The sequence below is a fragment of the Jatrophihabitans sp. genome, assembly GCF_046262535.1.
GTDB lineage: Bacteria > Actinomycetota > Actinomycetes > Mycobacteriales > Jatrophihabitantaceae > Jatrophihabitans.
Map to the genome: position 1 here is coordinate 1 of NZ_JBHEMO010000049.1, position 21,073 is coordinate 21,073.

The window sequence follows — 21,073 nt, forward strand, 5'->3', positions numbered from 1 at the left end:
GAGACGTGGCCGTACGTCTTGCGGGCCGCGATCGCGAAGCCGCCGGGCAGCACCGCGCCCGGCAGCGACACCACGACGAGATCGCCGACCGCGAAGTTGTGCGCGCCGCAGACGATTCCACGGGGCTCCTCGTCGCCGACGTCCACCTGACACCAGCGGATGGTCTTGCCGTTCTTCTGCGCCTCGTCGGCGAAGGCCGCCACACGTCCGACCACGATGGGGCCGGTCAGTCCGTCAGCACCGGACTCGACCGATTCGACCTCGATCCCCACTCGGATGAGGGCATCAGCCAACTGTCGCGGCGTGACGGCGTCAGGCAGATCGACGTGCTCGGCCAGCCAGCTCACCGGAGCCTTCATGCGTCCACTCCGAATGCCGTCGTGAAACGGACGTCGCCCTCGACGATGTCGCGCATGTCGGCGACTCCGTTGCGGAACATCAACGTGCGCTCGATGCCCATGCCGAATGCGAACCCGCTGTACCGGTCCGGGTCGATGCCGCAGGCCACGAGGACGCGCGGGTTGACCATGCCGCAGCCGCCCCATTCGATCCAGCCCTCACTGCTGCAGGTGCGGCAGGGACGCTCGGGGTTGCCCACCGACGCGCCACGGCATACGAAGCAGAGCAGATCCATCTCCGCGCTCGGCTCGGTGAACGGGAAGTAGTGCGGGCGCAGGCGCGTGGCGATGCCGGGCCCGAACATGGACGCCGCCATGTGGTCGAGGGTGCCCTTGAGATGCGCCATGGTGAGGCCCTCGTCGACGGCCAGCCCCTCGAGTTGGTGGAAGACCGGCGTGTGGGTGGCGTCCAGCTCGTCGGTGCGGAACACCTTGCCGGGACAGACGATGTAGATGGGCGGCGTGCGCTCGAGCATCGTGCGGATCTGCACCGGCGAGGTCTGCGTGCGGAGTACCACGCCCGAGTCGGCCGCCGACACGTAGAACGTGTCGGTGAGTTCGCGCGACGGATGCTCGGCCGGTGTGTTGAGCGCGTCGAAGTTGAACCAGGCGGATTCGGCCTCCGGCCCTTCGTCGACCTCCCAGCCCATGGTCAGGAAGACGTCGCTGATCAGCTCCTGCACGGTGGTCAACGGATGTCGCGCGCCGGCCCGCCGGCGATCGGTGGGCAGCGTGACGTCAACCGCCTCGTCGACGAGGACACGGGCGTCGCGTTCGGCCTCGAGTTCGGCCTGACGGGTGGCCAGAGCCTTGGTCACGGCGGTCTTGGCCGCGCCCACCCGCTGCCCGGCGGCCGATCGGGCGGCCGGCGGGAGCGCGCCGATCTCCCGATTGGCCAGTGCCAGCGGCGAGCGATCGCCGACGTGGGCGAGCCGGGCGGCCTTGAGGACGTCGAGGTCGGCTGCGGCGGTGAACGCGGCGAGCGCGGCCGCCACAGCGGCGTCGACCGCTTCGGGCTGCAGAGCCGCGACCTCGACCGGGTCGAACGATTCGGTGGGCATGCGTCACTGGTTCTTTCGTCGGGGCGGTCCAGCCGCCCGAGCCTACGAGGGGACGTGCGCCGAACGCTCCGTGACGGCTTGCGTCAGAGGCGCGTCGGGCTGGCGGCCGCGAGCCGCGCGGCAAACACCCCGTATCGCGTGGCGAACAACGACTGCGCAGGCATGGCCCGAGTTTATCGGGCGCGTCTGCGGAATGATGCGGCGCACGTCCCGCGTTGCCGGTGGCACTGCGCGGACCGCTACCGGCGAACGACCCGAGGAGAGCCAGTGATCGTGTTGGACGGGTCGTCCCTGGCCGCCGGGGACGTCGCGCTGATCGCCGCAGGCGGCGAAGAGGTCACCCTCTCCGCCGAGGCCCGGGCCGTGGCGGCTCGGGTGAATGCGCAAGCACTGGCGGTCACCCGCCCGGTCTACGGGCGGTCGACCGGCGTGGGTGGGAACCGGTTGGTGGCGATCGACGACGACCGCGCCAGAGCCGGCGAGAATTTCGACCCGGGTCTGGACCTGCTGCGCAGCCACGCCTCGTCCAGCGGTCCGCTCCGGTCGCGCGGACGGGTCCGGGCGATGCTCGTCGTCCGGCTGAACCAGCTGGCTGCCGGCGGGAGCGGCATCAATCCGGGCGTGCTCGACGGGTTGCTGGACATGATCAGGCACGACGCGTTGCCCCCGGTGCGGGAGTACGGCGGCGTGGGCACCGGCGACCTGCCGGCTCTTGCCACCACTGCGCTGGCCCTGCTCGGCGAGATCCCGACCTCGACGCCGTTGGGCCGCGTCGTGCCACTGACGATCAGCGACGCGCTGCCACTGTTGTCGAGCAACGCCGCGACGATCGCCGACGCGGCCATCGCGCTCGGTCGGCTGCGTGGCCTGTCCCGGGCGGCACTGACGATCGCGGCGGCGACGTTCGTCGGTTCGTCGGGCAACGGTGAGGCGTTCTCCCGGGCGGTCGAGGACGTGACTCCATTCGACGGGGCGCAATCGGTGTGCCGCACGATCCGCCGGCTGACCGTCGGGGCACCCGAGGCGGCGCGCATCCAGGACCCGTTCGCACTACGGGCCCTGCCGCAGGTTCACGGTCCGCTGCTGGACGCGCTGTCGAGCCTGGCCGACGTCGTGACCCGCCTGGCGAACGCTCCGTCGGAGAACCCGGTGTACCGCCCCGGCTTCGACGTCGTGCACCACGGCGGATTCCACGTGGCGTATCTGGCGCAGTCCCTCGATTCCACGCGGCTCGCGTTGGCCGAGGCGGCGCAGCTGTCGCTGGCCCGGTTGTCCATGCTGTGTGCGCCGGAGAACACCGGGCTGCCGGCCTTCCTTGGCAACGGCCGGGCGGGGGCGTCCGGCGTGATGGTCGTCGAGTACGTCGTGGCCTCGGCGCTGGCCGAGCTGCGGGCGGCGGCGACGCCTGCGGCGCTGCAGACCGTCACGTTGTCCAACGGCGTCGAGGAGGACGCGAGCTTCGCCTCGCTGGGCGCACGGCAGGCGCTGGTCGCGGCCGACGCGTTCCGAGGTGTGCTCGCCGGTGAGTTGGTGGCCGCAGCGCGGTGCCTGCGGATGAAGGAGCTCGATCCCCCGGCGCTGCGCGGCCTGCTCACGGCCTGCGCAGGCTTCGGGACGAGCTTGGCCGACCGTGATCTGACCGATGACCTTCAGCGCGCTGAGCAGGTGTTGGACCAGGTTGCGGCCGTCGACGGCAACTTCGACGCGCTGACCACGTTGCTCTAGGAGTCAGGGACCAGCACGCCCCGAGCCTCCTTGACGCGGAGATCGTCGCCCGTGGCCGGGGCGGCGACCGTGCCGGGAATGGCCTGCCACGCGCCGTCGTCCACCCGGAACTGACCGGTCCAGGTGAGAGCGGCGGCCACGGTGACCGGGCCGGTGCGCAGATACGTGTGCCCGAAGTAGTTGGGGCACTGCTTCGTGCGGCAGGGGTCGGCGTTCGTGTATGGCTTGCCCGGTCCGGCGGTGCTGTCGCTCGACTTGTCGCCGAAGTTCCAATCGACCCGCTCGAGGTGCGCCCGCAGGGTGACGCGATGACCGAGCAGGGTGACTGTGCCGAGGGTGCGGTCCGGCGCAGTGTCGACCCAGAGGACGGTTTCGATGTTGACGAGGGTGACGTCCCCCGCCGGCGCCGAGCCGATGGCCGGATGCGGGAGAAGCTTCTCGGCCTCCTGCCGCGCCATCTCTCCCGTAACTTGCGGCCGAGCTCGGGCCGACGTCACGTTGCATTCAGGCGTTACCTCCACATGGCCGTCCGGATAACGACGTACAACGCCGTAGTTGGTTAGCTGATTATTGGAAGGCGCCGACAGCGCTTCTCTGTCGCACATGAGGTGCACGGCTCCGCAGGATTGGTCCACTGGCATTTGACGGCCGACTGCCGTCGGCGAACCGCAATTGATGACACTTACCTCTACCCTCGAGTCGGTCCCGCGGGCGGCGCTCGCTGGCCGCTTGGCCGAAGCTTCGATGCCAGTCAGGCTGAATCCGCCTGGGACGCCGCTTCCATCGACTGTCGGCGGCGTTGGTGAAGGTTTCGACTCAGCGCTGGTCAACGCCAAGAAGCAACTCGATCCGCAGATCGCGACGCTGACCGCGAGTGCTTTCAGGAACCTCATTTCGCGGTTACATCCGCGACTCGCCACTGGCCGCCAACCCACCGCACGAACACCAAAGTGTGGTGGCCAGTGAGGGCAGGCGCTGCTGTTGCAGACGGATGGTCAGGACCGCTGATCATGACTGGTTCCTCGTCGTAAACCATGTCAAGTACGTAATCGGCGGGGAAGTCGAATTTCTCGTGGAGAACCTGACCGGAGCGTGGAGTGAGACGGCCGCCCGTCAGCCTTTCCCCTTTGGACTCGACCGCGGCGAGAGATTGCCGATAGGTGACACAGCCCTTGCAAGACGAGAGCGCTAGCGATCCGAGTATGAACGGATCGTTGGTGGCATAGCCCCAATCGAAAGACTGCATGAAGTAGATCGCGAAGGCTAGGGCGCCGTTGGCGTTGTGTTGCTTTGCTAGGTCGGGGTATACGGGCGGCTTCTCGCCGGCGCGGACGTTGGGGCCGGTGGTCAGCGGTCCGGTCCGGCTCGGGCTCGAGGGCCGGCTCGGAGCCGTCGACGTGGGCGCCGAAGCAGAGGGCGACGGCGTCGGCTTCGGATCCGCGCCGCCTGAGCAGGCGGCCAAGAATCCGGCAATCAGCCCAATTGCCAGGAACCGGAAAGGCACTCCCAAATCATTGCAGGCCGCGCGCCGGTCGACCAGTGAGCGGCGACCGGCTGTGGACGGTGGCCCGCTCCGCGGCTTACCGCAAGCGGTACGTCCGCCCCGCCGCAGCCATCTCCCGCAACTCGTCGCTCAAATCGTCGCCGGCGAGCGCCACCTGCTGCCACAGAGAGCGCTGTCCGATCATTGCCCGGAACGCGAGGGCGGTCGTGACGTCATGGTCGGGCCGGTACACGATCTCGATGGGATCGCCGACCGTGATCTCCCCGCCGGTGACCACACTCAGGTACGCGCCCGTCAGGCCGACGGCAGCGAATCGCTTCACCCAGCCGGGCTCGCCCATCCGGGCCCTGAAGGTCGCGCAAGGGATCCGCGGTCCGGTGACGCGGAGTACGACCGTCGACCCGACACGCCACAGTTCCCCGAGCCGGGCAGCGTCGACATCGAGACCCGACGTGGTCAGGTTCTCGCCGAACATGCCGTTCGGGAGGTCCCGTCCGAGTTCCGCGGCCCACTCTTCGAGGCGCTCGCGCGCGTAGGCGTACACGGCTTGGTCGGAGCCGCCGTGGTGGCGGTGGTTGCCGATGAGATCCCCGACCAGGCCACTGCCGAGGCCGCCGCGCTTCGGTCCCGGTTCCCGGATCGCCACAGGACCCTCGGCCGGCTGCTTGCCGATGCCGGTGGAGATCCGCATGCCGGAGAGCCGCTCTTTGGCGCGCGCGACGTTGACGGACAGCACGGTCGGCACAGCGGCAACGCTAGCCGTCCCGGTCGTCCCATCCGATCAGGTTTTCCTCCCGGGGCGTCGCTGAGGGACGGGTCGAGCGACGCTGCGGGAGGAAAACGTGATCCAAAAGGCAGGGCAGCGGGCACGAACTGTCAGCGGCGCTGGGCGCGGGCGCTGGCGTACAGACACACTGCGGCCGCCGCGGCCAGATTGAGGCTCTCGGCCCGGCCGTAGATCGGAACGCGCACGGTGCGGTCGGCCGCCTCGAGCACCGAATTGGGCAGGCCGTGGGCCTCGGTGCCGAAGAGCCAGACCGACGGCCGGATGAGCGTGCCGTCGTCAACCAGTCCGTCGAGGTCGGACGTGCCGTCGCCGGTGGTGGCCAACGCCTGCATCCCGACGCGGTCGGTGTCGGCGAGCAGGCCCTCCGCCGCGCATGAGATCACCGGCAGATGGAAGATCGAGCCGGCGGACGCGCGAACGGCTTTGCCGTTGTACGGGTCGACTCCCCCGTTCAACACCACGGCGTCGGCGCCGGCGGCATCGGCGGTCCGGATGATCGTCCCCAGATTGCCCGGATCGTTCGGTTCGACGAGGACGGCCAACAGTCTTACCGGAGATTCGAGCAGCTGGTTCACGGTCGGCTGAACGAGCCGACACACCGCCACCAGTCCCTGCGGCGTGACCGTCTCCGACAGGGCCGCAGCGTCCTTGGGCGAGATCTCGGCGGCTGCGGACGTCAGCTCCGGGTGTCGCTCCATCGCCTCGGCCGTGGCGAACAGCTCGACGACCGCGTCGGTGGCCAGCGCCTCGCGGACCGCCTGCGCGCCCTCGGCAAGGAAACGCCCGGCCTCGCGCCGGGCGGACCGTCCGGTGAGACGGCGCGCGGCTGCGAGCCGGGCGTTTGTGCTGGAGAGCAGTTAGGCCGCCGGCGACTGCGCGGATGCGCCGCCGATGCCCTCGGCCGCAACCGCCGCGCGTGCCACCTCGACCAGCGCGGTGAAGGCAGCCGGGTCGGTGACCGCGATGTCGGCCAGCACCTTGCGGTCGGCGGTCACGCCGGCCAGGCGCAGGCCCTGGATGAAGCGGTTGTAGGTCATGTCGTTGGCGCGAGCCGCCGCGTTGATGCGGGTGATCCACAGCTGGCGGAAGTCGCCCTTGCGGTCCTTGCGGTCGCGGTACTGGTAGGTGGCCGAGTGGAGCAGCTGCTCCTTGGCCTTGCGGTAGAGCCGGGAGCGCTGGCCGCGGTAGCCGCTAGCGGCTTCAAGGGTGCTCCGGCGCTTCTTCTGGGCGTTTACTGCCCGCTTGACGCGTGCCACGGTGGGATTCCTTGCAGTCGGGCCACCCGAATCGTCCGGGCGGCGGGAGAACGTGGGGCGGGATCAGAGACCGAGCAGCTTCTTGATGCGCGGGGCGTCCTTGGGCGACACCTCGGTGGTGCCGGCCAGGCGACGGGTGAGCGTGGAGGACTTGTGCTCGAACTTGTGCCGAACGCCGGCGCGCTGCGCGAGCAGCTTGCCGCTGCCGGTGACCTTCACGCGCTTCTTCGTCCCGCTGTGCGTCTTGTTCTTGGGCATCGGTGAATCCTTCGCTAGCTATTCGACTGCGTCGGGCTCCGGGTCTGCGACCCGGGCGACGCGAGTGGGCTTCGTGGAGCGGTGCGGTGCGACGACCATGACCATGTTGCGGCCGTCCTGCTTCGGCGAAGACTCGACGAAACCGAGCTCGACGATGTCCTCGGCCAGACGCTGCAGCAGCCGGAACCCCAGTTCGGGGCGGGACTGCTCGCGTCCGCGGAACATGATCGTGACCTTCACCTTGTCGCCCGCCTTGAGGAACCGCTCGACGTGACCCTTCTTGGTCTCGTAGTCGTGCGAGTCGATCTTGGGGCGGAGCTTCATTTCCTTGATGACTGTGAGCGCCTGGTTGCGGCGGGCCTCGCGTGCCTTCTGCGCGCTCTCGTACTTGAACTTGCCGTAATCCATGAGCTTGCAGACGGGCGGACGTGCCATCGGGGCGACCTCGACGAGATCCAAGTCCGACTCGGCCGCGAGTTCGAGAGCCTTGCCGATCGGCACGATGCCGACCTGCTCACCCTCCGGGCCGACGAGACGGACTTCAGGTACGCGGATCCGGTCGTTGATCCTGGGTTCGGAACTGATGGGACCTCCTACGGTCGGATATCGGTTTCCAGCGGATCCGTCCGGAAATGAGAACGGCCCCGCTGCGCTTCGTGCGCACGGGGCCGTGAATCCGACCGGTCGGCCGTCCAGGGTTGGACGACACGCACGACCCACGGCCGGAGCCGCACATCGTGGACCGGACCCGGCTCGCCTGATGGTGCTGACGGCTCGGGTGGGAAACTCGGGGCTTCCGCTTGCACACCCCCGCTGTGAACGGGGGCTGGTCGCAATGACAGGGTAACAGCGTGGCTGAGGACAACCCAAACCCCGCGCACGGTGCCAACCCGTCCGGCGGGTCGAACATTCCGGGCAGCGCGGCGCCGGAGCACCCCGTGGGGAAGATCCCGCTGCCGGCCCACGGGTTCGAGACCCTTGATCTGCCGGTCCGCGAGCTGGCCACCATTCCGGCCGCCGAGGTCATCAGCCGCGCCGCGGTGACGTTGATGAGCGCGTCGGCCGAGAAGCTGGGGCTGTCGCCGGGCGAGGAGCCCGATCTGGACCTGGACGAGGCGCGCAAGCTGATCACCGCACTCGCCGGGCTGCTCGCGGCCACCCAGGAGTTCCTGGACGGGCAGCGCGAACCGCTGCGCGACGGTCTGCGGACGCTGCAGAACGCATTCCGGGAGGCCTCGGTGTATCCGGACGCACCCGGCGAAGGCCCCGGCGAGAAGCTTCTGTCGTAGCCCGGAGGCAGACTGGCGGAGTGCCCCCCGCCGCGCCCTGTTTCTCCCCGGCCACCCAGGCGTGGCTGGACGGTGCCTTCGCCGCACCGACGAACGCCCAGCTGGGTGCGTGGGGATCCATTGCCGGCGGCGATCACACGCTGGTTGTGGCACCGACCGGCTCCGGGAAGACCCTCGCCGCGTTCCTGTCCGCGCTGGACCGGTTGGGAGCCGAGCCGGTGCCGACCGAGCCGCTGAGGCGGTGCCGCGTCCTCTACGTCAGCCCGCTCAAGGCTCTGGCGGTCGACGTTGAACGCAACCTGCGCGGCCCGCTCGCCGGCATCCGGCAGGCGTCGTCGCGGCTCGGGCTTGCCCAGCCGGACATCACGGTGGGGATGCGCTCCGGCGACACTCCGGCCGACGAGCGGCGGCTGTTCACGCGACGTCCGCCGGACATCCTGATCACCACGCCGGAGTCGTTGTTCCTGCTGCTGACGTCAGCGGCGCGGGAGTCACTGCGCGCGGTCGACACGGTGATCATCGACGAGGTGCACGCCGTCTGCTCGACCAAGCGGGGGGCCCATCTCGCCGTGTCGCTCGAGCGGTTGGACGCGCTGCTCGAGAAGCCGGCGCAGCGGATCGGCCTGTCGGCCACGGTGCGGCCGGTCGACGAGGTTGCGACGTTCCTGGCGGGTGGGCGGCCGGTGACCATCGTGCAGCCGAAGTCGCAGAAAACGATCGAGCTGCAGGTGGTCGTGCCGGTCGAGGACATGTCGGCCATCGGCGAGCCCACCGACGATCTCAGCGGAGCGGCCGCCGGCGCCCAGCGGCGGGCGTCGATCTGGCCGCACGTCGAAGAGCGGGTGCTCGACCTGGTCGAGTCACATCGGTCGACGATCGTGTTCGCGAACTCGCGACGGCTGGCCGAACGGTTGACAGCCCGCCTGAACGAGCTCGCCTCCGAACGGGCCGGGCTGAGACTGGAGGACGGCGCCGCGCCGGCGCAGGTCATGGCGCAGGCGGGGTCGGGTCATCCGGCCGGTGAGGTCGTGGTCGCCCGGGCGCACCACGGCTCGGTGTCGCGGGAGCAACGGTCCCTCGTCGAAGAGGACCTCAAGGCCGGACGGCTGCCCGCCGTCGTCGCGACCTCGTCGCTCGAGCTGGGCATCGACATGGGCGCGGTCGACCTGGTGGTGCAGGTCGAATCCCCACCGTCGGTCGCCGCCGGCCTCCAGCGGGTCGGGCGCGCCGGTCACCAGGTCGGGGCCGTCTCGCGTGGGGTGATCTTCCCGAAGTTTCGCGGCGACCTCGTCGAGTGCGCGGTCGTGGCCGAGCGCATGCGCGACGGCGCGATCGAGGCCATGCGCTACCCGCGGAACCCGCTCGACGTGCTGGCCCAGCAGATCGTCGCCATGGTCGCGCTCGACACCGTCAGCGTGGACGAGGTCGAGACGCTCGTCCGGCGCGCCGCGCCCTTCGCCGGGCTGCCCCGGTCCGCGCTCGAGGCCGTCCTCGACATGCTGGCCGGCCGCTACCCGTCCGACGCCTTCGCCGAGCTCCGGCCCCGGCTCGTGTGGGACCGGGTCAGCGGCGAACTGACGGCGCGCCGCGGCGCCCAACGGCTGGCGGTCACCAGCGGCGGCACGATTCCCGATCGCGGGCTGTTCGGCGTGTTCCTGGCCGGCGCCGACGGTCCGGGGCGGCGCGTCGGCGAACTGGACGAGGAGATGGTCTACGAGTCCCGGGTCGGCGACGTCTTCCTGCTCGGGTCCTCCTCGTGGCGGATCCAGGACATCACCCACGACCGGGTGCTGGTGACTCCCGCGCCGGGCGAGGTCGGCCGGATGCCCTTCTGGAAGGGCGATTCACCGGGCCGCCCGGTCGAGCTCGGGCGGGCGCTGGGCGCCTTCCTGCGCGAGGTGGCCAACGCGTCGCCGGACGACGCGGCGGCGCGCGCCCGCGCGGCCGGACTGGACGACTGGGGCACGGACAACCTGCTGGCCTACCTCGGCGAGCAGCGGGACGCGACCCACCACCTGCCAGACGACCGGACGATCCTGGTCGAGCGCTTCCGCGACGAGCTCGGCGACTGGCGCCTGGTCGTCCACTCCCCCTTCGGCGCACCGGTGAACGCCCCGTGGGCACTGGCCATCACCGCCCGGCTGCGCGAACGGTTCGGCCTCGAGGTGTCGTCGATGCATTCCGATGACGGCATCGTGCTGCGGCTGCCCGACACGGACGCCGAGCCGCCGTCCGGCGAGATCGCCGTGTTCGAGCCGGAGGAGATCGAGTCACTGGTCACCGCCGAGGTCGGCGGCTCGGCGCTGTTCGCATCACGCTTCCGCGAGTGCGCCGCCCGGTCGTTGCTGCTCCCGCGGCGCGACCCCCGCCGGCGCACCCCGCTCTGGCAGCAACGGCAGCGGGCCAACCAGCTTCTCCAGGTCGCCAGCGAGTACGGCGACTTCCCGGTCGTCCTCGAGGCGATGCGCGAGTGCCTGCAGGACGTCTTCGACGTCCCGGGCCTCGTGGGTCTGATGCGCGACCTTGCGTCGCGATCGGTCAAGCTCGTCGAGGTCGAGACTGCATCGGCCTCCCCCTTCGCGCGGTCGCTGCTGTTCGGCTACGTCGGCGTCTTCCTCTACGAAGGGGATGCCCCGCTGGCCGAGCGGCGGGCCCAGGCGCTGTCGCTGGACTCCGCCCTGCTGGCCGAGCTGCTGGGGGCAACCGATCTGCGCGAGCTGCTCGACCCGGAGGCGATCGCCCAGGTCGAGGCCGAGATCTCCCGGCTGGCCCCGGATCGCCAGGCCCGCGGGACGGACGGCGTGCACGACCTGCTGCGCGCGGTCGGTGACCTCACCACGGAGGAGGCGCTGGCTCGAGGGGCAACCCCGCAGGATCTGGCCGCGCTCGAGGAGTCCCGCCGCGTCATCCGGGTCCGCATCGCCGGTCAGGAACGGTGGCTGGCGATCGAGGACGCCGGACGCGTCCGCGACGCGCTCGGTGTCGCCCTGCCGGTCGGCGTGCCCGAGGCGTTCACCGAACCGGTTCGCGATCCGCTCGGAGACCTCGTCTCGCGGTTCGCCCGTACCCACGGTCCGTTCGTCGCGCAGGACGTCGCGGCCCGGCTGGGCCTGGGTGTCGCGGTGGTGGCGGCCACGCTGGCTCGGCTCGGCGCGGCCGGGCGGGTCATCCAGGGCGAATTCCGGCCGGGCGGGATGGCCACGGAGTGGTGTGACGCCGAGGTGCTGCGCGCGATCCGACGCCGGTCGCTCGCCGCCTTGCGCAAAGAGGTCGAACCGGTGCCGCCCGAGGCGCTGGCCCGGTTCACGCCGGCCTGGCAGGGGCTCGGCGCCCGGTCCTCCCGGGGCGCGGATGGGCTGCTGCGCGCGGTCGAGCAGCTGGCCGGCGTCCCACTGCCGGCGAGCGCCCTCGAGACCCTCGTGCTGCCCAGTCGGGTCGCCGACTACTCCCCCGGCCTGCTGGATGAACTGACGCTGGCCGGTGAGGTGGTGTGGGCCGGCGCCGGATCCAGCGCCGGTAACGACGGCTGGATCACGCTGGCCCCGGCCGAGATCGCGCCGCTGGTCCTCCCGCTTCCCGACGAGATCGACGACACTCTCGCGTTGACGATCGCGTCGGTGCTCGGCCCCGACGAAGCGGTGTTCTTCCGGTCGCTGGTCGACCGGGTCGCCGGTGCCGGAACCGACGAGACGGTGACGAAGGCGGTCTGGGATCTGGTCTGGGCCGGACACCTCACCAACGACACGCTGGCCCCGGTGCGCGCGCTGCTCGGCTCCGGCGGGCGCACCGCGCACGCGCGCAAGCCGCGGCCGCCGCGCGGCCGGTACGGCCGGTACGCCGGCCTCGTAGCGCCGGGCGCTGCGACGGCAGCCCGGCCCACCCCGGCCGGTATGTCGGGCCGGTGGTCGAGTACACCGCTGCGCGATGGCGACCTCACGCGGCGCGCTCTCGCGGCCGCCGACGTCCTGCTCGACCGCTACGGCATCGTCACCCGCGGCTCGGTCGTCGCGGAACGGATCAGCGGCGGGTTCGCCGGGGTCTACCCCGTGCTGAAGGCGGCCGAGGAGTCCGCACGGGCGCGTCGCGGCTACTTCGTCGAAGGCCTCGGCGCGGCCCAGTTCGCGCTGCCCGGCGCGGTCGATCGCCTGCGCGGCGAAGCCCGGCCATTGGACGCACGAGGCTCGGAAGGATCGCGCGCACTCGTCCTGGCCGCCACCGATCCGGCCAATCCCTACGGTGCGGCGCTGCCGTGGCCCGAGGCTCCCCGCTCGGCCGACGGCGGGCGAGGCCACCAACCGGCCCGCAAGGCCGGTGCGTTGGTCGTGCTGGTCGACGGTGTCTGCGTTCTCTACGTCGAACGGGGCGGACGGACGCTGCTGTCCTTCGCCGACGACGCCGGCACCCTGCAACCGGCGGCCGACGCCCTGGCCCTCGCGGTGCGCGACGGTGCCCTGGGAAAACTGCAGGTCGAGCGGGCCGACGGGCAGCCGGTCAGCGAATCGACGCTCGGCGACGCGCTCGAGGCGGCCGGCTTCCGCCCCACCCCGCGCGGGCTGCGATTGCGGGCATGATCGAATCGCGGCATGCCTGAAGGCGACACCGTCTGGCTCACCGCGCACCGGCTGGACCAGGCGCTGACCGGCCGGCAGCTGACCGTCTGCGATTTCCGCATCCCGGCGCTGGCCACGTCCGATCTGACCGGCCGCACGGTCGCCGACGTGCTCGCGCGGGGCAAGCACATCCTCATCCGGATCGACGACGACCTGACCTTCCACAGCCACCTGAAGATGGACGGGTCCTGGTACCTGTCCAAGGCCGGCGGACCAGCGCCGCGCCGGCACCCCGACCACATGATCCGGGCGCTGCTGGGGAACGCCGAGTGGCTGGCGACCGGTTACCGGGTGCACGACCTGAAGATCGTCCGGCGCACGGACGAACACCAGTTGGTCGGCCATCTTGGGCCCGACCTGCTCGGACCGGACTGGGACGTCGCGCGGGCGGTGGCGAACCTCGAGGCGGACCCGGACGCCGCCATCGGGGAAGCCCTGCTCGATCAGCGCAAGCTGGCCGGCATCGGCAACCTCTACAAGTGCGAACTGCTCTTCATCGAGCGCGTCCACCCGTGGACCCGCACGGGAGACGTCGCCGACCTGGCCCGCCTTGCCATCTCGGCGCAGCGGCTCCTCCGGCTGAACCGCGACCATCCGGAGCAGTCGACCACCGGCCAACTGGGCCGCGGCCGCGATCACTGGGTCTACGAACGGGGCGGCCAGCCGTGCTTACGGTGCCGCACCCCGATCCAGCGCGCCGACCAGGGCCGGCCCCCGAAGGCGCGGAGCACGTACTGGTGCCCGACCTGCCAACCAGTGGTCTCGACCTGACGTTCAGGCTTGGGCGAGCTGCAGTCAGGCCGGCTGGGCCACCGCGACCGTCTCGTCGGCCGGGCTCGTCGCCTTCCGGCTCGATCCGTCGACGACCGGCAGCCCGGCCAACAGGACCGCGACGTCACGGGCGATGGACTCAGGGTCGCCGGGACTGAGCAGGTAGGACGCCAGCCAGCGCAGGACGGTGTCGGTGCCGTCGCGCGACTCCGCGGCGAGCGCGGTGTCGAGCGCCGTTCGCGCATGCTGCCAGCCCTCGGCGACATCGTCGATCCGGCCCACGGCAGCCAGCACTGCGGGCTCCACCTCGGCTAGCCCGGCCCGGACCGGGTGGGCCGAGAGAGCTGTCGCGGCATCGACGAGCGCGACGCCCAGCGGCTTGCCCCGCTGCTCGTCGATCAGGGCATCGACCTGCTGCACGACGAGCGCGGCCAGGACCGCCTCGCGAGTGCGGAAGTGGTTGTAGAGGGTGGCCTTGGCGACGCCTGCCGCCGCGGCCACCTGGGCCATCGTGATCTTGGTACCGGTCGTCGCCACCGCCCGGGCCGCCCCGCCGAGCAGCGCAGAGCGCGTCCGGTTCATGGCATTACCACCCCTGGAATGGACGCCCTTGACGCGAACCGGTGCCGCCGACGCGGCGATCGGCGACGAGGTGGTGGGGCGGAACAGCGTGTCGAACAACGGATCGCTCACAACCGGCCTCGCTTCGCTACGACGCGTCCGGGAGGACGCTGAACCGGAAGTTACCGCCGCGGTCGGACCGGGTCGGGGAGGACGGGCGGCGGGTCGGTCAAGCTGTGACCGATGAGGCTGATGTGAAGCCGAATCCGGTCAGGCGGCCACGGTGGGCAGCGACCGGACGCGAACGTTCCCAGCCACACCGGCGGAGGAGTCGGCGCGCGGCGCCGGTCTGATCCGCGCCGAACCGGTGCCGACGAGGGCGACCCGGTTGCTCCCGACGGCCAGCTTCTCCTCGCGGCGCAGCACCTGGCTCACCTCGGCGAACAAGTCGGACAGTTCGACGTCCAGGGCACTGCAGATGGCGGCGAGCAGCTCCGAGGACGGCTCCTTCTGCCCGCGTTCGACCTCCGACAGGTAGCCCAGGCTGACTCGCGCCGTGGCGGAGACCTCACGCAGCGTGCGCCGCTGGCGCATGCGCAGCCCACGGAGGGTCTCACCCACGACCTGTCGCAGTACGGGCATGAGGACCCCCTTCGGACGCTGAAGCACGAGCTCGGCCAGTGATCTCAACCGTACCCGGCACCGGGTAGGCGCGCGCTGTCCGCGCAGACCCGTCCGCTCTTGGCGAACACAATCACGTTTTTTAACTCGACGGAGGCATCCCGCATTCCCGGGCCAGCAGCTCGAGGCACGCGGCCACCGCGGCGGCCCGAATCTCGCTCCGGTTGCCGGCGAGTCGGAATTCCTGCACAACGGTGCCGTCCGGACCGGACACCGCGCCGTACACCGTGCCCACCGCCCGCCCGTCCTGTTGGTCGGGACCGGCGACGCCCGTGACACCCAGGCCGAATGTCGCACTCAGTCGGTCCCGCGCTCCGGCGGCGAGCTGGGCTGCCACGTCCGGATCGACGGCTCCTCGGTCTTCGAGCAGGGCCTCGTCGACACCGGCTAGGGCCGCCTTCAGGTCGGTCGCGTAGACGACGAGGCCGCCGCGCAGCACACTGCTCGCTCCGCCGGGTTCGGTCAGCGCACCGGTCAGCAGGCCGCCGGTGAGCGATTCGGCGACAGCGACGGTGGCGCCCCGCGAGCGTAAGTGTGCGTGCAATGCCGCGACCTCGGTCACGGCGTGCGAGAGGCCGCGGCTCGATCGTGCGCCGCACGGCGCAGCCGCACCGCCCGGAAGACATAGTCGAGCCCGGTAGCCATCGCGACGACGATCGCGGCACCCATGAAGGTCCAGGCCACCGGCTTGAGCCACGAGCCGATCGGGATCAGCACGAACAGCCCGGTCGCGACCGCCTGCAGCAGCGTCTTCAGCTTGCCGCCGCGACTGGCCGGGATGACGCCGTGCCGGATGACCCAGAACCGCAGGCCGGTCACCCCGACCTCGCGGACGAGCATGACCACGGTGATCCACCAGGGCAGGTCATCGAGGACCGACAGCCCGATGAGGGCGGCGCCGATCAGCGCCTTGTCGGCGATCGGATCGGCGAGCTTGCCGAACTCGGTGACCAGGCCGCGTTTGCGGGCGATGTCGCCGTCGATGCGGTCGGTCACCGAGGCGACGGCGAACACGACCCAGGCCAGGAATCGCCACAGCTCGTCGTGGCCGCCGTGGGCGAACAGCGTCACCACGAACACCGGGACGAGGACGAGGCGGAAGACCGTCAGGGCGTTCGCGATGTTCCACGCCGACACCGGGCTCGGCGGATCACCGATCGGGTCGTCGGTGAGCCGCGGCATCGACGGCTTGGGCAGGTGCTTCTCGCCGGGTAGCCGCTTGTCCCGCGCACTCGGCCGGTCGGTCGCCGACCGAGGGCCGACGACTGGCGACGGACCCCGGACCGGCGCCGCGCCGACGACCGGCGTCTCCCCCGTCGACTCGGTCACCACGGAGCTCCGACCGGCTCGGCGAGCAGATCGACACCTTCGGTGTCGACGACGAACGCGCTGACGAACTGCCCGCGGCGCAGTTCGTCGATTGCTCCGGCCAGGCGCACGATCCCGTCGACATCGGGCCCCTGGTGGGCACCGCGGCCCAGGACGCCGTCGTCGTCGACGTCCTCGATGAGGACGTCCACCCGCGTCCCGACCCGGTCTTCCGCGCGCTGGGCGACCAGCTCATCGGCCAGGCCGCTGATCCGCTCGACGCGTTCGGCGATCTCGTCGGCGTCGAGCTTGCCGTCGAACGCGACGGCGTCGGTGCCCTCTTCGTCGGAGTAGCCGAAGACGCCGATGGCGTCGAACCGCGCCTCGGACAGGAAGCGCTCGAGCTCGGCCAGGTCGGCCTCGGTCTCACCGGGGAAGCCGACGATGAAGTTGCTGCGAGTGCCGAGCTCCGGCGCCAACGCACGGGCGCGGGCGAGCAGCTCGAGGAAGGCGTCGGTGTCGCCGAACCGCTTCATCCGCCGGAGCACGGCGGGGCTCGAGTGCTGGAAGGAGAGGTCGAAGTACGGGGCAACACCGGGCGTCGTCGCCAACGCGGCCAGCAAGGCGGGGCGCAGCTCGGCCGGCTGCAGGTAGGACACCCGGATCCGGTCCACTCCGTCGATGGCCGCGAGTTGGGGCAGCAGGCCTTCGAGTGCGCGCAGATCGCCGAGGTCCTTGCCGTAGGACGTCGAGTTCTCGCTGACCAGGACGAGTTCGCGGGCGCCGGTCGACGCGAGCCAGTGCGCCTCGGCCAGCACGTCGGCCGGCGGGCGGGACACGAACGAGCCGCGGAAGGACGGGATGGCGCAGAACGTGCAGCGCCGGTCACAGCCCGACGCCAGCTTGAGGTAGGCGACCGGGGCGTCGTCCAGCCGCGTCCGCAAGGCCGCCGACGGCAGCCAAGCATGCCCGGGCAGCGCGACCTCCGCCGACGCGGCCGGCCGTTGGACGGGCGACACCGGCAACAGGGTGCGCCGGTCGCGCGGCACGTGCGGTTCGACGTCGCGCCCGGCGGCGATGTCGTCCAGCCTCGCGGCGATGTCGGCGTAGGAGTCGAAGCCGAGCACAGCGTCGGTCTCGGGCAGCGACGACGCCAGCTGGTCGCCGTACCGTTCGGCCAGGCACCCGACCGCCACCACCTTGGCACCGGTGTCGGCCGCCGCCAGCAGGGTGTCGATCGAGTCCTTCTTGGCCGAGTCGATGAACCCGCACGTGTTGACCACGACGACGTCGGCGTCGTCGGCATCAGTCACCAGGCCCCACCCCGCGACGCCGAGACGGCCCGCCAGCTCTTCGGAATCGACCTCGTTGCGGGCGCAGCCGAGCGTCACGAGCGCGACGCTTCGGGACGGTTGGGGCACCACAGCAGGTTACCCGCGCGGGCGTGCCCGCCTCGTCCAGCCGATTCAGGCGTCCCGCGGGCGGTCCGGTGCGCGCACGATGGCCAGGTCCTGCACCGCCCCAGGGTAGAAGTGGCCCGCGGGTCGCTCGCCGACGCTGTAACACGCGAATCCCCGTTCAGCCCCGAGATCGCGCAGCGCCGACGTCCAGTTGCCGTTACCGATCAATGCCAAGGCCGGCGCTGCGCAGGCCAGGGCGGCCTCGTACTCGTACCGGGCTACCGCGACGTCGGGAACCGAGTCGTGCACCAGCAGGCCGGTCGGACGGCCGCGGAGCACGCCGGGAAGCGCGTCGGTCGAACGGGCGACGACCCGTTCCCACCCGATGGTTCGGGCTGACACGAGCCAGCCGGCCCGTGGGTCGGGGTCGATGCCGATCAGTTGCCCCAGTTGCGCACCGTCCTCGGCGTTGCGCTCGAGCGCGCGGAGCATCACGGCCGCCCCGAGTCCGTGCTTGATGCCGCACTCGACGATCAGCTCGGGTCGGAGCAAGCGAGTCATCGCGTAGCGCGCGAGCTGGCGGCCGAGCGGAGGCCGTCGCTTGGCCTCCGGATGCCAGCGCGTGGCCCGTCGGATCCGGTCGGCGAGGACCTTGTCGGTGCGAACTTCGGCGAACAGCCCGCTGACCGTGGTCGCCGGCACGGCCGCCGCGTCGGCCACTGCCTTCGCGAGGTCGTCGGCGTTGGCCAGTTCGTAGCTGAACGTGTCGAGCTCCGGATCGGCGAGGACGTAGCGCAGCTCACCGGGAATGGTGGCGCCGTAGCGGCGCACGAGTTGCGCCTTGCGGATCCACCGGCCACGCGATGCGCGCTGCCCGACAATCCGAAGTGTTCGCTTGGCGTCGAAGCCGCCGGGTTCCGCCACGGCGCAACCCTAGCGAGCCATTCCGGCCCTCGACTGCAACACGTCGGCTCCTCGATGCGTCGTACGGGATGTGATCGCGCTGTCGACCGACGGGTCCACTGGGCGGGTCCCTGTAGCGCGCGAGTCGGTCTCGGACTTCTCGCGCCGCTGCAGTCTGGACCTGCTCCGCTTCGCCTATCTTTTGTGCGGCGACCGGCATCGCGCCGAGGACCTGCTCCAAGAGGTCCTCCTGGCGATGTACCGGCGCTTCGGCGGCGACCTGCCCCTCGAAAACCCCGTCGGCTACGCCCGGCGAGCGTTGGCCAACGCGAACATCAGCTGGTCCCGGCGGGCGGCGAGCCGGGAGCTCATTCTGGAGACGGTTCCCGACGGTGTGTCGCTGGAAATCCCGGATCCGGCCGTGCGCGACGCCCTGTGGCAGTCGCTTCGCCGGCTGCCGGTCCGGCAGCGGACGGTGCTTGTTCTGCGTTTCTACGCCGACGCCACCGACGCCGAGATCGCGACGGCGCTCGGTTGCCGTCAGGGCACGGTGCGCAGCCTGGCGTCCCGGGCCCTCGCGGCCCTGCGGCTCGATACGTCGCTCGACGGAAAGGGGGCGGACTCATGACCGCCGACCTCGAAACCGCCGTGCGGTCGATGCTGCGGGAACGCGCGCACGACATCGACACGGTGCCCGCCGACTTCGAAGACCTTGCGAGCCTCGACGTGCTGGATCTGGACGCCCGGCACCGCTTCGACCGGCGCAACCACCCCAATCCCTGGTTGATCGCCGCCGCCGTTGCGGCCGTGCTGGCCGTGATCGGCACGGCGGTCGCCTTCCGCGGCGGGGACAGCCGCCGGTCACCGGCTACCACTCAATCGCCGTCGCCGCTCCACAGCTCCGCCCCGGCGCCGTCCCCGACCGGTCATGCCCGACGATCGATTTCGCTGTCCTGGTTCGGGATGAAGTCCATCGCCGGATTCGCCGAACACGCCCGCGCGTCCGAGCCGGGGTACCGCTGGCTCGCGGTGCGCGGCCGCACCGACACCGGCGTGCCCGTGGGCTGCAACGGATGCGAGTCGGCCTCGGCCTACATCTACGTTCTCGACAAGGGCCGCTTCACCCGGGCATCGTCCGTTCGCGCCTGGACCGAGGTCAGCGTGGGCGGCCGAACCGGATACCTCGGCTCGATGCCGTCGTACCCCGACGGCAGGCACGAGCTGCCGACCCTGGCCTGGGAGTTCCGGCCCGGCGAGTGGGCGCTGGTGCAGGGCGTGACCGCCATCGGCAGCACACGCGACGCGCTGGTCAGGATCGCCGCGGCCGTCGAGCCGGCCCGGTCCGTTCCCATCGAGCTGCCCTTCCGGCTCGACTACGTCCCGTCCCTGCCGATCACCGCCATCGAGGACGACCGCAGCGAGGGATACGCCTTCACCATGGACTTCGGCTCGAGCGACGGCGTCAGCATGAACATCACGCTGTGGAACCAGAAGACCTTGGCCGGGCGCTACGACAGCAGCAACGCGATCCCGCAGACGATCGGCGGATTGCCCGGCTACTTCAGCACGAACGAGGGCGCGGCGGTCCGCTACGCCACCGGCCTGGCGCTCATCTCGGTGTCCGGGATCGACAACACCATGGTGGGCGAGCCGCAGTCCCGGGTGGATGCCCAGACGCGACTGCTGATGACCCGGATCGTCAACGGCGTGCACTGGACCAACGGGACCGGCCGCGCGCCCTACCTCGCGGCCGAGAAAGCCATCCCCTAAGCCGGTTCCCTCGGCCGATACCGTTTGCCCGTGTCCGCCGTCGTCCGCCGCGCCCGCACCGCTGACGTCCCGGCGATCAAATCGATCGTCGACATCTACGCCGGCTCCGGCCGCCACCTGCTGGCCAAGGAACTGGTGACGCTCTACGAGGACGTCCAGGACTTCCAGGTCGCCGACCTCGACGGCACGGTCGTCGGCTGCGGTGCTCTGCACGTCCTGTGGTCGGATCTGGGCGAGATCCGCACGGTCGCCGTCCATCCCGACCACCTCAAGCAGGGCATCGGCCAACAGATCCTGCAGAGCCTGATCGCGACGGCGTACGACTTGGGCCTGTCCCGGTTGTTCGCCCTCACCTTCCAGACCGAGTTCTTCGCCGAGAGCGGCTTCGTCGAGATCGAGGGGGCGCCCGTCGATCACGACACCTACGACGCACTGCGTCGCTCGTACGACCCGGGCGTCGCCGAGTTCCTGAATCTGGAGTACGTCAAGCCGAACACTCTCGGCAACACCCGGATGTTGCTGAATCTGTCCTGACCCGCGTGTCTCACCGGTCACACCCGTCCCAACGGCTAACGTCGATGCTACGGAGGTGATCGCATGGCCACGCTCGATCGCATTGAACCGGCGTACACGCCGTGGACCCCATCGGCGGCCGGCCTCGCCACCGAGGACGAGACCTACACCGGCCGTCACCGCAAGCCCGGCAGCAGGTCGCTGTCACTGATGCGGATGTTCTACGCGCCACGCCACCGCAGCCGCTGACGCGCACGCCGGAGCCGCGCGCGGCGCGG

22 protein-coding genes and 1 pseudogene are annotated in these 21,073 nt (G+C 70.8%); 8 read left to right on the forward strand and 15 right to left on the reverse strand.

All coding sequences use genetic code 11. The annotated features are described in order from the left end of the window. Positions 1-359 (reverse strand): annotated as a pseudogene (locus ABR571_RS07810) (phenylalanine--tRNA ligase subunit beta); the annotation flags it as partial. After that, a complete protein-coding gene (gene pheS, locus ABR571_RS07815) occupies positions 356-1,459 on the reverse strand; it encodes a phenylalanine--tRNA ligase subunit alpha (protein WP_409452627.1) in 1,104 nt (367 codons plus the stop codon). The pseudogene ABR571_RS07810 and the gene pheS, both read right to left, overlap by 4 nt. 267 nt (positions 1,460-1,726) lie before the next feature. Between pheS and ABR571_RS07820 the strand changes: the two genes are divergently transcribed. Further along, the gene (locus tag ABR571_RS07820; protein ID WP_409452628.1) at positions 1,727-3,184 is read left to right on the forward strand and encodes an aromatic amino acid lyase; all 1,458 of its coding nucleotides are present in this window, start codon (positions 1,727-1,729) and stop codon (positions 3,182-3,184) included. On the opposite strand, the gene ABR571_RS07825 is transcribed toward ABR571_RS07820, so the two are convergent. The 7 genes from ABR571_RS07825 to infC all read right to left on the reverse strand — a co-directional run bounded on the left by ABR571_RS07825 (position 3,181) and on the right by infC (position 7,685). Continuing rightward, entirely contained in the window at positions 3,181-3,642 is a 462-nt protein-coding gene (locus tag ABR571_RS07825) for a hypothetical protein (RefSeq protein ID WP_409452629.1), read from the reverse strand. The two genes, ABR571_RS07820 and ABR571_RS07825, sit on opposite strands and share 4 nt — an antisense overlap. 431 nt (positions 3,643-4,073) lie before the next feature. Further along, the gene (locus ABR571_RS07830) at positions 4,074-4,688 is read right to left on the reverse strand and encodes a DUF6318 family protein (RefSeq protein ID WP_409452630.1); all 615 of its coding nucleotides are present in this window, start codon (positions 4,686-4,688) and stop codon (positions 4,074-4,076) included. A 76-nt stretch (positions 4,689-4,764) separates the two neighbouring features. Beyond that, the gene (locus ABR571_RS07835; protein WP_409452648.1) at positions 4,765-5,379 is read right to left on the reverse strand and encodes an MOSC domain-containing protein; all 615 of its coding nucleotides are present in this window, start codon (positions 5,377-5,379) and stop codon (positions 4,765-4,767) included. 185 nt (positions 5,380-5,564) lie between these two features. Next, positions 5,565-6,332, reverse strand: a complete 768-nt coding sequence (locus ABR571_RS07840; protein ID WP_409452649.1) for a TrmH family RNA methyltransferase — start codon at positions 6,330-6,332, stop codon at positions 5,565-5,567. Then, entirely contained in the window at positions 6,333-6,731 is a 399-nt protein-coding gene (rplT, locus tag ABR571_RS07845) for a 50S ribosomal protein L20 (RefSeq protein ID WP_409452631.1), read from the reverse strand. A 63-nt stretch (positions 6,732-6,794) separates the two neighbouring features. Continuing rightward, complete coding sequence (rpmI, locus tag ABR571_RS07850; RefSeq protein ID WP_409452632.1) at positions 6,795-6,989, reverse strand: 50S ribosomal protein L35; 195 nt, start codon at positions 6,987-6,989, stop codon at positions 6,795-6,797. An 18-nt stretch (positions 6,990-7,007) separates the two neighbouring features. Next, the gene (gene infC, locus ABR571_RS07855) at positions 7,008-7,685 is read right to left on the reverse strand and encodes a translation initiation factor IF-3 (RefSeq protein ID WP_409452650.1); all 678 of its coding nucleotides are present in this window, start codon (positions 7,683-7,685) and stop codon (positions 7,008-7,010) included. A gap of 242 nt (positions 7,686-7,927) precedes the next feature. Between infC and ABR571_RS07860 the strand changes: the two genes are divergently transcribed. Genes ABR571_RS07860 through ABR571_RS07870 form a run of 3 tightly spaced genes read left to right on the forward strand, consistent with a single transcriptional unit; the run spans position 7,928 to position 13,659 of the window. Further along, the gene (locus ABR571_RS07860) at positions 7,928-8,278 is read left to right on the forward strand and encodes a DUF1844 domain-containing protein (protein WP_409452651.1); all 351 of its coding nucleotides are present in this window, start codon (positions 7,928-7,930) and stop codon (positions 8,276-8,278) included. 20 nt (positions 8,279-8,298) lie between these two features. Continuing rightward, complete coding sequence (locus ABR571_RS07865) at positions 8,299-12,849, forward strand: ATP-dependent helicase (protein ID WP_409452633.1); 4,551 nt, start codon at positions 8,299-8,301, stop codon at positions 12,847-12,849. 12 nt (positions 12,850-12,861) lie between these two features. After that, on the forward strand, positions 12,862-13,659 hold the full coding sequence (locus ABR571_RS07870) for an Fpg/Nei family DNA glycosylase (protein ID WP_409452634.1): 798 nt from the start codon (positions 12,862-12,864) through the stop codon (positions 13,657-13,659). 24 nt (positions 13,660-13,683) lie between these two features. On the opposite strand, the gene ABR571_RS07875 is transcribed toward ABR571_RS07870, so the two are convergent. The 6 genes from ABR571_RS07875 to ABR571_RS07900 all read right to left on the reverse strand — a co-directional run bounded on the left by ABR571_RS07875 (position 13,684) and on the right by ABR571_RS07900 (position 18,533). Further along, positions 13,684-14,352: a TetR family transcriptional regulator gene (locus tag ABR571_RS07875; RefSeq protein WP_409452635.1), complete on the reverse strand. Its 669-nt coding sequence runs from the start codon at positions 14,350-14,352 to the stop codon at positions 13,684-13,686. 138 nt (positions 14,353-14,490) lie between these two features. Further along, a complete protein-coding gene (locus ABR571_RS07880) occupies positions 14,491-14,862 on the reverse strand; it encodes a helix-turn-helix domain-containing protein (RefSeq protein WP_409452636.1) in 372 nt (123 codons plus the stop codon). A 121-nt stretch (positions 14,863-14,983) separates the two neighbouring features. Beyond that, a complete protein-coding gene (locus ABR571_RS07885; RefSeq protein ID WP_409452637.1) occupies positions 14,984-15,463 on the reverse strand; it encodes a CinA family protein in 480 nt (159 codons plus the stop codon). After that, positions 15,460-16,083: a CDP-diacylglycerol--glycerol-3-phosphate 3-phosphatidyltransferase gene (pgsA, locus tag ABR571_RS07890; RefSeq protein ID WP_409452652.1), complete on the reverse strand. Its 624-nt coding sequence runs from the start codon at positions 16,081-16,083 to the stop codon at positions 15,460-15,462. Before pgsA ends, ABR571_RS07885 begins: the two co-directional genes overlap by 4 nt. A gap of 143 nt (positions 16,084-16,226) precedes the next feature. Further along, a complete protein-coding gene (gene rimO / locus ABR571_RS07895) occupies positions 16,227-17,633 on the reverse strand; it encodes a 30S ribosomal protein S12 methylthiotransferase RimO (protein WP_409452638.1) in 1,407 nt (468 codons plus the stop codon). A 42-nt stretch (positions 17,634-17,675) separates the two neighbouring features. Beyond that, positions 17,676-18,533, reverse strand: a complete 858-nt coding sequence (locus tag ABR571_RS07900) for a class I SAM-dependent methyltransferase (protein WP_409452639.1) — start codon at positions 18,531-18,533, stop codon at positions 17,676-17,678. Positions 18,534-18,603: 70 nt separating this feature from the next. Between ABR571_RS07900 and ABR571_RS07905 the strand changes: the two genes are divergently transcribed. The 4 genes from ABR571_RS07905 (at position 18,604) to ABR571_RS07920 (ending at position 21,044) form a co-directional block, all read left to right on the forward strand. Further along, positions 18,604-19,140 (forward strand): SigE family RNA polymerase sigma factor, encoded by a 537-nt coding sequence (locus ABR571_RS07905; protein WP_409452640.1) that lies wholly within the window; start codon positions 18,604-18,606, stop codon positions 19,138-19,140. Then, complete coding sequence (locus ABR571_RS07910) at positions 19,137-20,282, forward strand: hypothetical protein (RefSeq protein ID WP_409452641.1); 1,146 nt, start codon at positions 19,137-19,139, stop codon at positions 20,280-20,282. Before ABR571_RS07905 ends, ABR571_RS07910 begins: the two co-directional genes overlap by 4 nt. A 24-nt stretch (positions 20,283-20,306) precedes the next feature. Further along, positions 20,307-20,816: an amino-acid N-acetyltransferase gene (locus ABR571_RS07915; RefSeq protein ID WP_409452642.1), complete on the forward strand. Its 510-nt coding sequence runs from the start codon at positions 20,307-20,309 to the stop codon at positions 20,814-20,816. Between the two features lie 63 nt (positions 20,817-20,879). Further along, the gene (locus ABR571_RS07920; protein ID WP_409452643.1) at positions 20,880-21,044 is read left to right on the forward strand and encodes a hypothetical protein; all 165 of its coding nucleotides are present in this window, start codon (positions 20,880-20,882) and stop codon (positions 21,042-21,044) included. The last annotated feature ends 29 nt before the right edge of the window (positions 21,045-21,073 follow it).

Excerpts from the sequence above, each read along its gene's own strand:
- pgsA (WP_409452652.1), bottom strand. The coding sequence starts at position 16,083 with ATGCCGCGGCTCACCGACGACCCGATCGGTGATCCGCCGAGCCCGGTG.
- ABR571_RS07920 (WP_409452643.1), top strand. The coding sequence starts at position 20,880 with ATGGCCACGCTCGATCGCATTGAACCGGCGTACACGCCGTGGACCCCA.
- rpmI (WP_409452632.1), bottom strand. The coding sequence starts at position 6,989 with ATGCCCAAGAACAAGACGCACAGCGGGACGAAGAAGCGCGTGAAGGTC.
- ABR571_RS07880 (WP_409452636.1), bottom strand. The coding sequence starts at position 14,862 with ATGCCCGTACTGCGACAGGTCGTGGGTGAGACCCTCCGTGGGCTGCGC.
- ABR571_RS07870 (WP_409452634.1), top strand. The coding sequence starts at position 12,862 with ATGCCTGAAGGCGACACCGTCTGGCTCACCGCGCACCGGCTGGACCAG.
- ABR571_RS07910 (WP_409452641.1), top strand. The coding sequence starts at position 19,137 with ATGACCGCCGACCTCGAAACCGCCGTGCGGTCGATGCTGCGGGAACGC.
- ABR571_RS07825 (WP_409452629.1), bottom strand. The coding sequence starts at position 3,642 with ATGGCGCGGCAGGAGGCCGAGAAGCTTCTCCCGCATCCGGCCATCGGC.
- pheS (WP_409452627.1), bottom strand. The coding sequence starts at position 1,459 with ATGCCCACCGAATCGTTCGACCCGGTCGAGGTCGCGGCTCTGCAGCCC.
- ABR571_RS07835 (WP_409452648.1), bottom strand. The coding sequence starts at position 5,379 with ATGCGGATCTCCACCGGCATCGGCAAGCAGCCGGCCGAGGGTCCTGTG.